Here is a 12,064-nt window from a genome sequence, read left to right as displayed (position 1 = left end):
CCGGGCCCGGGAGGCACGACGCCGCCGGGCGAACCGCTCCCGGCGGCGGTTGCGCGGCGACGGGCCGTCAGGCCGCCACGGGCTGGACGGTGGGGTAGGCATCGCGCAGCCGGCGGTGGGCGGCCGGGTCGGCGCCGAGGTGGTCGAGGCCGAGCAGGGCGGCGCCGAGGACGGGCGGGGCGACCACGATGCGCGGTTCGGCGAGCGGGGCGGCGGCGGCCAGGCGGGCCGTCAGGTTGTCGATCAGCAGCGGGTGCCGGGAGGCGAGGACGCCGCCCCCGAGGACCACCGGGACGGGCCGGTCGAGCAGGTCGAGGCGGGTGAGCGCGATGGTGGCGAGCCGGGCGATCTCGTCGGCCTGCCGGTCCACCAGCCGCAGCGCGATCGCGTCGCCCGCCTCGGCGGCCGCGAACAGCACCTGGGAGACCTCGTGCAGCCGGGCCCGGTCGAACTGCCCCAGGTGCAGGGCCTCGGCGAAGGCGTTGGCCCCGGCCAGGCCGAAGTGGGCGCCGATCATGGGGGAGAGCAGGGTGGGCTCGCCGCGGCCGTCCTCGGCCCGGGCGGCATGCCACATCGCGGCGTCGGCGAGTCCGCCGCCGCCGCCCCAGTCGCCGGTGAGCCGGCCGAGCGCGGGCCAGCGGGCGGTGCGCCCGTCGGGCCGCAGGCCGACGCAGTTGATGCCGGCGCCGCACACCACGGCCACCCCGAGCGGCCCGTCGGTGCCGGCCCGCAGCAGGCCGAAGGTGTCGTTGGCGACGTGCACGGACGGCGCCCAGCCGTGCGCGGTGATCGCCTCGTGCAGCCGCTGCTCCTCGATCGGCAGGTCGGCGTTGGCCAGGCAGGCGCTGACGTGGCTGGTCAGCGGCCGCCCGCCGGGCCGCAGCGGGACGCCGGCCTGCCGGGCGACGTCCTCGACCAGCGGGGCGAGCGCGGCGATCGCGGCCTCGAAGCCGGTGTTCTGCGGCTGGAAGCCGCCGCCGCGGGCGGTGCCGAGGACCCGCCCGTCGGCGCCGACCAGGGCGAGGTCGGTCTTGCTGTTGCCGGCGTCCACCGCGAGGACGCCGGGCAGGTGTGCGACGTGGCTCATCGGCCGGTCCCCCCGTGGTGGTGCGTGCTGGTGCTGATCGTTCTCATGCCGGTGGTCACGCCCAGCTCAGGTGGTCGCGGTTGTGCGCGAGCAGCCGGTCGGTGAGCTGGTCGGCGAGCTCCAGCTGGCCGATCAGCGGGTGGGCGAGCAGTGCGTCGAAGACCCGGTCGCGGCCGCCGTGCAGCGCGGCGTCCAGCGCCAGGTGCTCGTACGCGGTGACGTGTGCGATCAGGCCGGCGTACAGCGGCTCGACGGGGCGCTGCGGCAGCGGGCGCACCCCGGTGGCGTCCACCTCGGCGGGCACCTCGATCACCGCGTCGTCGGGCAGGAACGGCAGCACCCCGTCGTTGCGGGTGTTGACCACCTGCACGGTGGTGCGGCCGTCGGTGCCGAGCAGCGAGGCGATCAGCTGGACGGCGGCCTCCGAGTAGAACGCGCCGCCGCGCTTGCCGAGCAGTTCGGGCTTGGTGTCGAGCGCCGGGTCGGCGTACATCTCCAGCAGCTGCCGCTCGATGGCGGCGACCTCGGCGGCCCGCGAGCCCTTGACCTTGAGCTCCTCCACCACCAGGTCGTGCTGGTAGAAGTAGCGCAGGTAGTAGGAGGGGACGACGCCGAGGCGCTCGATCACCGGCCGCGGCAGGTGCAGGTCGGCGGCGATGGCCGCGCCGTGTTCGGCGAGCAGCTGCGGCAGCACCTCGCGTCCGGTGGTGGCGTCCGGGGCGTCGAGCAGGGTGACGCCGCGCTCCCAGGTGAGGTGGTTCAGGCCGACGTGGTCGAGGCGGATCAGTTCCGGGGCGACACCGAGCCGGGCGGCGAACTTGCGCTGGAAACCGATCGCCACGTTGCACAGGCCGACGGCCCTGTGTCCGGCGGTCTGCAGGGCGCGGGTGACGATGCCGACGGGGTTGGTGAAGTCGACGATCCAGGCGTCCGGGTTGGTGCGGCGGACCTGCTCGGCGATGTCCAGCACCACCGGGACGGTGCGCAGCGCCTTGGCGAGGCCGCCCGCGCCGGTGGTCTCCTGGCCGACGCAGCCGCACTCCAGCGGCCAGGTCTCGTCCTGGTTGCGCGCCGCCTGCCCGCCGACCCGCAGCTGGAGCAGCACCGCGTCGGCGCCCTGCACGCCGGCGGTGACGTCGGTGGCGGTGGTGAGGACGGCGTCGTGGCCCTGCTTGGCGAATATCCGGCGGGCGAGCCCGGCGATCAGCTCCAGGCGGTCCACGGCCGGGTCGATCAGCACGAGTTCGCCGATCGGCAAAGTGTCGCGCAGCCGCGCGAACCCGTCGATCAGCTCCGGTGTGTAGGTGGAACCGCCGCCGACGATTGCCAACTTCAGTGCGGACATCAGCCCTTGACCCCTGTCAGTGTGACGCCTTCGACGAAGGCGCGCTGCGCGAAGAAGAACAGAACGATCACCGGTGCCAGCACCAGCAGCGTCGCCGCCATGGTGAGGTTCCAGTTGGTGTGGTGGGCGCCCTTGAAGGACTCCAGGCCGTAACTCAGCGTCCAGGCACCGGGGTTCTCGCTGGCGTAGATCTGCGGGCCGAAGTAGTCGTTCCAGCAGTAGAAGAACTGGAACAGCGCGACGGCGGCCACGGCGGGCTTCGCCATCGGCAGCACCACCCGCAGCAGGGTGCGCAGTTCGCCGCAGCCGTCGATCCGGGCGGCCTCCAGGTACTCGCGCGGAATCGTCAGCAGGAACTGGCGCAGCAGGAAGATGGAGAACGCGTCGCCGAAGGCCATCGGGACGATCAGCGGCCACAGCGACCCGCTCAGGTGCAGCTGCTTGGCCCAGAACAGGTACATCGGAACGACCGTGACCTGCGGCGGCAGCATCATCATCGACACCACCGCCATCAGGGCCAGGTTGCGGCCCCGGAAGCGGAACTTGGCGAGCGCGTACGCCACCGGCAGGCTGGAGGCGACGGTCAGCGCGGTGCCGGCCGCCGCGTACAGCAGGGTGTTGCGCCACCAGGTGAGGAAGCCGGGGGTGTGCCAGACCTTGGAGAAGTTCGACCACTGCCAGCGGGTGGGCCACAGGTCGGAGGTGAGCGCCTGATGGTCCGTCATCACCGAGGTGAGGAAGACGAACACGAACGGCAGCAGGAAGAACAGCGCGGCGGCGATCGCCAGCGCGTGCACGGCCACCCAGTGCAGAGCGGCCCGGCGGCGGGCGGTGCGGGCGGCGGCGGTGGAGGCCGGGGCGGCGGCCTCGCGCGGCAGGGCGGGGGCGAGGGTCATGGGCTCAGTCCTCCGCGAGGAAGCCGGACCTGCGGCGCAGCAGGAGTGAGGTGAACGCCATCGAGAGGGCGAACAGGATGACGGCGACGACGCTGGCCGCGCCGTAGTCGAACTGCTGGAAGCCGAGGTTGTAGACCATCTGCGGCAGCGTCCAGGTGGAGCCGGACGGATACCCGGGCTCGAACTGCTGCCCGGAGCCGCCGATCACGCCGGAGGCGACCTTCCCGGCGACGATCGCCTGCGTGTAGTACTGCATGGTCTGGATCACCCCGGTGACCACCGCGAACATCACGATCGGCGAGATGTTCGGCAGCGTGACGTACCGGAACCGCTGGAGGGCGCTCGCGCCGTCGAGTTCGGCCGCCTCGTACTGCTCCTTGGGGACGTCCAGCAGCGCCGCCATGAAGATCACCATCAGGTCGCCGATGCCCCACATGGCCAGCAGGGTCAGCGCCGGCTTCGACCAGGACGGGTCGTTGAACCAGCCCGGCTGCGGCAGGCCCAGCTCGCCCAGCAGATGGTTGACCGGGCCGGTGCCCGGGTTCAGCAGGAACGCGAACGCCATGGTGGCGGCCACCGGCGGCGCCAGGTACGGCAGGTAGAAGGCGGTGCGGAAGATCCCGGCGCCGGACTTCAGCTTGGTGACCAGCATTCCGATGCCGAGCCCGAACACCACCCGCAGGCCGACCATCACGGCGACCAGCCACAGGGTGTTGCCCAGGCCCTTCCAGAACGACGGGTACTTGGTGAAGACGTAGTCCCAGTTCCGCAGGCCGGAGAAGCTCGGCGGGGCGAACCCGTCGTAGTGCATGAACGAGAAGTAGACCGTCGAGACCAGCGGGTACAGGAAGAAGACCCCGAACCCGATCAGCCACGGGGACAGGAACGCCAGCGTCCTGGCCCGCTCCCGCCGGCGCTTGGCCCGCAGCGCCGGCGGGACGGGGGAACTCACGACTGCCATGGCCCGCCCGTCACCTCTTCGCCTGGTCGACCGCGTCGTCGATCTCCTTGGCGGTGGCCGTGAGGGCGGCCTTCAGGTCGGTCAGCTTGCCGGACTCGACCTCGAAGCTGAGGTTCTGCAGGGAGATCTGGTAGGCGCCGCCGTTGATGCTGGCCGGGGTGGTCGAGGAGTTCGGGTTGCGGGCGATGTCCAGGAAGGTCTTGACGTTCGGGTCGGTGTCCAGCTTCGGCGAGTCCAGCGCGGCCAGGGTGCTCGGCACGTTGTGGATCGCGTTGGCGAAGGACACCACCGCGTCGGTGTCGGTGGTCAGGTACTTGACGAACTCCCAGGCCGCGGTGCGCTTCTTGGAGCCGTTGGCCATGCCGATGATGGTGCCGGTCTGGTAGCCGCGCCCGTAGGTGGCGGCCAGCTCGTCCGGCACCGGGAACGGCGCGGTCGCCCACTCGAAGGACGGCTTGTCCTCGGCCAGCGCGGCGGCCCGCCACTCGCCGTCCAGGCTCATCGCGACCTGCCCGGTGCCGAACGGATTCTTCGCGCTGAACTCGTCGCCGAAGCCCGTCCGGTACTTCTCCAGCTTCTCGAACCCGCCGAGCCGGTCGACGAGTTGCTTCTGCCAGGTCATCGCGGCCGCCACGGTCGGGTCGGTCGCCACGTTCGACCTGCCGTCCGGGCCGAAGTAGCTCGAACCGTACTGGCCGAGGTAGTGCGCGATCGACGTCTCGTAGCCGTGGTAGTTCGGCATGAAGCCGAGCTGCCGGTACGAGTCGCCGCTGGGGATCGTCAACCGGGCGGCGTCCTCGGCGAACTCGCTGAACGTCTTCGGCGGGCCGCTGATCCCGGCCTGCGCGAACGCGGTCTTGTTCCAGTACAGGCCGTACGCGTCGCCGAGCAGCGGCAGCGTGCACTGATTGCCCTGGTACTGGCTGTACTTGAGCATCGCCGACGGGAAGGTCTTCGCCGGGTCGATGCCGTCCTTCTGCAGCAGCGGCCCGAGGTCCGCGAACACGTGCGCGGAACAGAACTTGCCGACGTTGTCGGTGCTGAACGAGGACACCACGTCCGGCGCGTCCGGGCCGCCGGCCCGCAGCGCCTGCTCGCTCTTGTCGTCGGCGATGTCCCCCCGCACCTTGACGTGGATGTTCGGGTGCAGCTTCTCGAAGGCGGCGACGTTGTCGTTGATCGCCTTCACCTCGTTGTCCTGGTTCCAGCCGTGCCAGAAATTGATCGTCACGTCCTGCCCGGACGCCGAACCGTCCTCCGCGCCACCGGAGTCGGTGCCGGTGCAGGCGGAGGCCAGGACGGCCGTGCAGAGCGCGGCGGCGAGCGCGGCCAGCGGGCGGCGGGCGCGCGGGGAGCTTCGGGTGGTGTCCACGGAAATGCACTCCTGACGAGGGGCCGGGCGGCAGACCGGGGAGGCCCGGCGCCCGTGTGGGGAAGGGGAGAGCGGACGTGCCTGTGCTGTTCGGTGCGTAGCTGTTCGGACCTGCGGGCCGTTCGAACCTGCGTGCTGCGCGTTTCAGCGGGTGCTGAACAGGGCGTCCCGGGTGGTCGCCAGCGCGCGCTGCAGCGCACCGGCCAGGACGGGAGACCCGGGAAGGGCGGACAGCCGCACCTCCGGCCGGGGGATCGACATCCGGCCCAGCGCCTGCTGGACCAGCGCCCGCAGGCGCTCACCGCCGGCGGTCGGCGTCCCCCCGGAGAGCACCACCAGCTCCGGATCGACCACCGAGGCGATCACCGCCAGCCCGACCGCCAGGCGCTCGGCCAGCTCCGCCAGGAACGCCTCGCCCTCGGGGGCGTCCAGGGCCGCGGCCACCACCTGCGCCGCTTCCGTGCCGCGCAGTCCGTGCGCCCGGGCCAGCGCCAGCACCGCCGACTCGCCGGCCAGGTCCTGGTACCCGCCGGAGTGCTTGCGCCGGGCGTTCAACGACACCGGCGCGCCCGGCACCGGCATGTAGCCGACCTCGCCCGCGCCACCGGTGAACCCGCGGTGCAGCCGGCCCGCGAGCACGATCGCCGCGCCGATGCCCTCCTCGGCCCACAGCAGCACGAAGTCCTCGCACCCGGCCGCCGCGCCCACGGACTGCTCCGCCACCGCGGCCAGGTTCACGTCGTTCTCGATCGACACCGGCGCGCCGATCGCCGCCGCCAACTCCTCCAGCAGGCGCGGCGAATGCCAGCCCGGCAGGTGCGAGGCGTACCGCAGCTTGCCGGTCACCGGGTCCGGCGCGCCGCCGATCCCTATCACCACCTCGCGCAGCGACCCCGGCGCGAGCTGCGCGCGGCGCACCGTCTCGGCGACCGCCTCCGCGACCCGCTCCACCGTCGCCGCCGCCGGCCAGCCCTTGCAGGACACCTGGTGCTCCGCGAGCGTCACGCCGGTGATGTCGGCCACCGCGACCCGCACCGTCGTGCTGGTCACGTCCAGCCCCGCGACGTGCCCCGCCGCCGGATTCACCTGGTACAGCTGCGCGTTGGGCCCCGGCCCGCCCGCGGTCGTCCCGACCGGCACCACCAGGCCCGCGGCCTCCAGCCGGGCCAGCAGCTGGGACGCGGTCGGCTTCGACAGTCCGGTCAGACTCCCGATCTGGGTACGGGACAATGGGCCGTTGGCGAGCAGTAGCTCCAGTGCGGCGCGGTCGTTTATCGCCCGGAGCAGGCTGGGCGTGCCGGCCAGCGGGGAACGGGGACTCTTCTGGGTGGTCACGGGCCCGATCATCCTCCATCCGGTGACGCCGTCGCGGCCAACTGTTAGGAAAGTTTCCAATCGCCGGGGCGCGATGTCAACGGTCGGATGCGCGTTCGTTACCGGAGTGTCGGTAGGGACGCGCGGGGCCACCTCGGGGTTTCGAGGTGACGGACAGTCAGTCACCTTGTCAACAAAGCCCGTTACCCCTTTGTGGGGAAAGCGGAGGGCGCTGTTCCGAAGCCCGTCCGGGACACGCTAACCTCCGACACATCGTGTGCCCGCTCCGGGGGAGTGGGCGCCGACAAGAGGAGGGGAGGAACGTGCAACTCAAGAAAAGCGGCTACCGGCGCTCCGCCGCACTGGCGGCGTTACTCGCAGCAGGAATCGCCACCGGCCCCGCAGTCTCCGCACCCGCCGCCACCGCGGACGGCTCGGTGACGGTGCGGGTGATCCGCGCGGTGGACGAGAGCGGGACGTACAGCCCGGCGCTGGAGCCCGGCATGGGCGGGGTGACGGTGACGTTGACCGGCGAGGACGGCGCGGCCAGCGCCGGTGTCACCGCCGCCGACGGCACGGTCACGCTGAAGCCGAGCAAGTCGACCGCGAGCGGCAAGTACCGCGTGGACGTGGTCAATCCGAAGCCCGGCGTGCTGTACCCGGCGTTCGCCTCCCGCGAGGGCCTTGCGGGCGGGCCGGACAAGCTGAGCAGCAACACCGAGTTCGTCGACCTGTCGGCGGGCAAGAAGGCCACCGTCACCACCGGCCTGTGGAACCCGGCCGACTACTGCCAGCAGAACGCCCCACTGGCGACGGCCTGTCAGCCCTCGGTCGCCGAACCGGAGACCAGGCGGACCCTGCTCAGCTTCCCGTACCGGTCCCGGGGCATGAACCAGGACGTCACCGACCTCAGCACCAGCGGTGACACCGGCAACGTCTACGGCATCGCCTGGAACCGCGACGACCGGCGCCTGTTCAGCTCCGCCCACGCCAAGCGCGACGCGCCCTACGGCCCCGGCGGCCCCGGCGCGATCTACGTCACCGACCCGACGACGAAGGCGACTTCGCTGTTCGCCACCGTCCCGGACGCCGGCAGCACCGCCCACACCAACGACGGTGACGTCGCCTACCTGACCGCCACGGGCAAGGAGAGCCTCGGCGGGCTGAAACTCACCGAGGACAACCGCGACCTGTACGTGGTCAACCTCAACAACCGCAAGCTGTACCGCTACGACGCCACGGCGAAGACCGCCTCCGCGCCCAAGGCCGCCTACAGCATCCCCACCCCCGCCGACTGCCCGTCGGCGGACGACTGGCGGCCCTTCGGCCTCGGCATGCAGGACGGCGTCGGCTACGTCGGCGGCGTCTGCTCCGGCCAGTCCACCCAGAAGATCGGCGACGTGCGGGCGATCGTGCTGCCCTTCGACCCGGCCACCGGGAAGTTCGGCGCCGCCGTCCTCAACCAGCCGATGGACTACCGGGGCCCGTCCCCGGCCGTCTGTTCCAACTACTACTGGTACCCGTGGAAGGACGCCCGGCCGACCGACGGCACGTGCTACTACTTCGGGCAGCCCGAGCTCGGCGAGATCGGCTTCGAGACCGACGGCTCCATGCTGCTCTCCTTCCGCGACCGCTACGGCGACCAGGCCAGCGGGACCATGGCCGCCCAGTACGTGTTCGCGATCGCCTCCGGCGACCTCAACAAGGCCTGCAAGAGCGGCGACACGTACGTCATGGACGTCAACCTCGGCTGCGGGAACACCACCCGCGGCAAGGGCTTCTTCGACCTCCGACGCGTCGGCGACGTCCACACCTACGCCACCTACGCGGGCATGGCGCTCTCCAAGGTCGAGAACTCCATCGCCACCTCCGGCTACGACGTGTACAACCACGCCTACAGCGCCGGCACCATGTTCACCCTCCGCAACGGCGCGCAGGACCCCGGCTTCGGCAATGAGCTGTCCAGCGGCTCGAAGTTCGGCAAGGGCGCGGCGATGGCCGACCTCGAAGTGCTCTGCGACCGGGCGCCGCTGCAGATCGGCAACCGGGTCTGGTACGACCCGGAGCGCTCCGGCCTCCAACTGCCGCAGCAGAAGCCGGTTCCCGGCGCGACGGTGAACCTGTACGACGCGGACGGCAAGAAGGTCGGCACCACCAAGACCACGCCGCGCGGCGAGTACTACTTCGACGACACCAACGTGACCGGTGGCCTGAAGCCGAACACGGCCTACACCATCCGCCTCGACAACCCCGCCGACTACGCCAAGGGTGGCCCGCTGTACCACTGGGTCCCGACCAAGGCGAAGGTCGGCGACAACCGCGCGATCGACTCCGACGGGACGATCCCCAAGGGCGGCACCTACGTCGAGCGCGCCCTGACCACCGGTGGCCCCGGCCAGAACGACCACACCTTCGACTTCGGCTTCATGCAGCAGCAGGGCGAACTCCGCCTGGTCAAGCACGACCAGGACGGCAAGCCGCTGCCCGGCGCCGTGTTCCAGCTGTGGCGCGAAACCAATGGCACCGACGGCCTCCAGGCCGACGGCGACAAGGCGGACACCAAGGTCGGCGACCCGTGCACCACCGGCGACGACGGCACCTGCCACACCGTCACCGACAAGGGCACGTACTACTGGCTGGAGGTCACCCCGCCCAAGGGCTACCAGGCCCCTGAACAGCCGGTCCTCGGCCCGGTCGTCCTGGACGACGACCACCTCGACGACGGCATCACCACCACAGCCGTCAACCGCCTCATCCCCCCGCCCCCCACCACCCCGGCGCCCACGCCCACCCCGGAGCCGTCGTCACAGCCCTCGGGCGGCCTGGCCTACACGGGCATGAACGACACCGCCCTGACGTACACCCTGACCGGCGGAGCGATCCTGCTCGCCGCCGGCACCGCCGTCCTGCTCGCCGTCCGCAGGCGCCGCGCCTGACACCGCCGACAGCAATGCGGACGGCCGGGGCCCGGGGAGGGTGAACTCCCGGGGCCCCGGCCGTCGGTGCCCGGCCTACGCCTGTGGCGGTATCGGCTTGGCCGCCAGCGAGCGCGCCGAGCTGGGGTCGGCCAGCGCGGACGGCGGCAGGATCTCGGGGGCGGTGGCCTGGGCGGGGACGGCGGCGGCCGCCTCCTCCTTGAGCTTGACGCCGGCCAGGTCGAACGCGGCCTTGATGCGCAGCCGCAGTGCGCGGGAGACCTGCGCGGACTTGCCGGGCGTGCAGCGGGCCTCGATCCGCAGTTCCACCGAGTCGACGGCGACCGATTCGATGCCGAGGACCTTGACCCGGCCCCAGATCAGCTCGTCGTAGGGGGATTCCTTGGAGAGCTGCTCGGCGGCCTCGGTGACCAGCAGTTCGATCCGCTCCAGGTCCTCCTTGTAGCCGACCTGGACGTCCACGGTGGCGGTGCCCCAGCCCTGGCTCATGTTGGCGATCCGCTTGACCTCGCCGTTGCGGATGTACCAGATCTCGCCGGCGGAGCCGCGCAGCTTGGTGACCCGCAGGCCGACCTCCAGCACGGTGCCGGTGGCGACGCCGGTGTCGATCTCGTCGCCGACGCCGTACTGGTCCTCCATGATCATGAAGACGCCGGAGAGGAAGTCGGTGACCAGGTTGCGGGCGCCGAAACCGATGGCCACACCGGCCACACCGGCGGAGGCCAGCAGCGGGGCGAGGTCCACGCCGAGCACCGACAGGGCCATCAGCGAGGCGGTGCCGAGGATGGTGAAGGACGCCACCGAGCGCAGCACCGAGCCGATCGCCTCGGAACGCTGCTGGCGGCGTTCGGTGTTGACGACGCCGCTGTTGGCCAGCAGCCCGCCGATCACGCCGTGGTCGTTGTCCGCTTCGGCGGGGCGGCCCATCCGGGCGACCAGCTTGTCGATGACCTTGCGGACCACCGCTCGCAGTATCAGCGCGAGCAGCATGATGAAAACGATCCGCAGCCCGTCGATCAGCCAGCCCTGCCAGTTGTCATCGAGCCAGCTGGCGGCCTGCCGGGTGGAGTCGGTCACGTCGGCGGCGCTGGTGGGCAGGTTGAAGGTCGGCGTGGTGGCTTCGGGGGGAGAGTCTTCGACGAGCATCGCCCCACTCTAGGGCCTGCCGGGAAGGCCCCGGCGACCCCGTTCACCCGCCCGGACGGTCCGTCAGACCGGTTCCGGCCACCGTCCGCGCCGCCCCGGCCACGGTGGGTGCAGGTGGGCCCCGAGCTGGGCATACCGGCTATGGGCGGCGGCGCGGGGTCCACCCGGGTGTGCGGCCCGTCACAGAGAAATGGTGGCGTCGTACGAGGGCGTAAGGCGACACTGAGGGAGATCGCGTCCCGCAGGGGCACGATCGCCCGCTCGACTCGGCGCGAGCCACGCGCCGCAGGCGTCCAAGGAGGCCCCGTGCCGCATGTCCTTGTCCTCAACGCGTCGTACGAGCCACTCGGTGTCGTCTCGATGCGACGCGCACTCATCCTGCTCCTCAATCACAAGGCGATCGCCCTGGAGGACGCGGGAACCACTCTGCACAGCGCCACCAGCGCCGTTCCGGCGCCGTCCGTCGTCAAGCTGACCCGTTTCGTGCGGGTTCCCTACCGAGGCCCCGTGCCGCTCACCCGGCGCGCGCTGTTCGCCCGCGACCACGGGCGGTGCGTGTACTGCGGGGCCGCCGCCACCAGTGTCGACCACGTGATCCCGCGCAGCCGGGGCGGTCAGCACCGGTGGGACAACGTGGTGGCGGCCTGCCGCCGCTGCAACCACACCAAGGCCGACCGGCACCTCGCCGACCTCGGCTGGCGGATGAAGCGCCCCCCGGCCGCGCCCAGCGGCCTGGCCTGGCGGGTCATCGGCACCGGGATCAAGGATCCGCGCTGGCGGCCCTACCTGGAGCCGTACGGCGGCCTCGACCAGTTCCGGGACTTCGAGCACCACGACCATACGGAGCTGCCACCCGCCGTTCCGTCCCCGGTCCGCACCCGTCCCGTCCGCCGCGGCGAGCAGCACGCTCCGCTCTCCGCCTGACCAGACAAGGGCCTGCCCGACACGACATTCGGTACGCCTCATGGGCCGCCGGCGCACCCCGCAGCGGGAGCGTCGGCGGCCCG

The 12,064-nt window shown here is 71.7% G+C and carries 9 protein-coding genes; 2 read left to right on the top strand and 7 right to left on the bottom strand.

The window, feature by feature from the left end; translation table 11 throughout:
- Window positions 1–67: 67 nt before the first annotated feature.
- The 6 genes from ACFV18_RS21680 to ACFV18_RS21655 form a co-directional block, all read right to left on the bottom strand.
- Window positions 68–1,087 carry an N-acetylglucosamine kinase gene (locus ACFV18_RS21680; RefSeq protein ID WP_380485572.1) on the bottom strand — a complete coding sequence of 340 codons (1,020 nt, stop codon included), beginning with the start codon at window positions 1,085–1,087 and terminating at the stop codon, window positions 68–70.
- A 55-nt stretch (window positions 1,088–1,142) separates the two neighbouring features.
- Complete coding sequence (locus tag ACFV18_RS21675; protein ID WP_380485637.1) at window positions 1,143–2,423, bottom strand: 6-phospho-beta-glucosidase; 1,281 nt, start codon at window positions 2,421–2,423, stop codon at window positions 1,143–1,145.
- 8 nt (window positions 2,424–2,431) lie between these two features.
- Window positions 2,432–3,328 (bottom strand): carbohydrate ABC transporter permease, encoded by an 897-nt coding sequence (locus ACFV18_RS21670; protein WP_380485570.1) that lies wholly within the window; start codon window positions 3,326–3,328, stop codon window positions 2,432–2,434.
- A gap of 4 nt (window positions 3,329–3,332) precedes the next feature.
- A complete protein-coding gene (locus ACFV18_RS21665) occupies window positions 3,333–4,289 on the bottom strand; it encodes a carbohydrate ABC transporter permease (RefSeq protein ID WP_380485568.1) in 957 nt (318 codons plus the stop codon).
- 10 nt (window positions 4,290–4,299) lie between these two features.
- Window positions 4,300–5,661, bottom strand: a complete 1,362-nt coding sequence (locus ACFV18_RS21660; protein ID WP_380485566.1) for an extracellular solute-binding protein — start codon at window positions 5,659–5,661, stop codon at window positions 4,300–4,302.
- A gap of 144 nt (window positions 5,662–5,805) precedes the next feature.
- Complete coding sequence (locus tag ACFV18_RS21655; RefSeq protein ID WP_380485564.1) at window positions 5,806–7,008, bottom strand: ROK family transcriptional regulator; 1,203 nt, start codon at window positions 7,006–7,008, stop codon at window positions 5,806–5,808.
- A gap of 290 nt (window positions 7,009–7,298) precedes the next feature.
- On the opposite strand from ACFV18_RS21655, the gene ACFV18_RS21650 reads away from it, so the two are divergent.
- Window positions 7,299–9,911 carry an SdrD B-like domain-containing protein gene (locus tag ACFV18_RS21650; protein WP_380485561.1) on the top strand — a complete coding sequence of 871 codons (2,613 nt, stop codon included), beginning with the start codon at window positions 7,299–7,301 and terminating at the stop codon, window positions 9,909–9,911.
- Between the two features lie 75 nt (window positions 9,912–9,986).
- On the opposite strand, the gene ACFV18_RS21645 is transcribed toward ACFV18_RS21650, so the two are convergent.
- On the bottom strand, window positions 9,987–11,057 hold the full coding sequence (locus ACFV18_RS21645) for a mechanosensitive ion channel family protein (RefSeq protein ID WP_380485559.1): 1,071 nt from the start codon (window positions 11,055–11,057) through the stop codon (window positions 9,987–9,989).
- 306 nt (window positions 11,058–11,363) lie between these two features.
- Between ACFV18_RS21645 and ACFV18_RS21640 the strand changes: the two genes are divergently transcribed.
- Window positions 11,364–11,981, top strand: a complete 618-nt coding sequence (locus ACFV18_RS21640) for an HNH endonuclease (protein ID WP_380485557.1) — start codon at window positions 11,364–11,366, stop codon at window positions 11,979–11,981.
- Window positions 11,982–12,064 lie beyond the last annotated feature (83 nt).

Source organism: Kitasatospora sp. NPDC059673 (assembly GCF_042734215.1).
GTDB lineage: Bacteria > Actinomycetota > Actinomycetes > Streptomycetales > Streptomycetaceae > Kitasatospora.
Note: the sequence above shows the minus strand (reverse complement) of the source record. Positions and strands in the feature narration are given on the sequence as shown.

Coding starts and splice junctions, on each gene's coding strand:
- ACFV18_RS21670 (WP_380485570.1), bottom strand. CDS start 3,328: ATGACCCTCGCCCCCGCCCTGCCGCGCGAGGCCGCCGCCCCGGCCTCC.
- ACFV18_RS21665 (WP_380485568.1), bottom strand. CDS start 4,289: ATGGCAGTCGTGAGTTCCCCCGTCCCGCCGGCGCTGCGGGCCAAGCGC.
- ACFV18_RS21655 (WP_380485564.1), bottom strand. CDS start 7,008: ATGATCGGGCCCGTGACCACCCAGAAGAGTCCCCGTTCCCCGCTGGCC.
- ACFV18_RS21645 (WP_380485559.1), bottom strand. CDS start 11,057: ATGCTCGTCGAAGACTCTCCCCCCGAAGCCACCACGCCGACCTTCAAC.
- ACFV18_RS21680 (WP_380485572.1), bottom strand. CDS start 1,087: ATGAGCCACGTCGCACACCTGCCCGGCGTCCTCGCGGTGGACGCCGGC.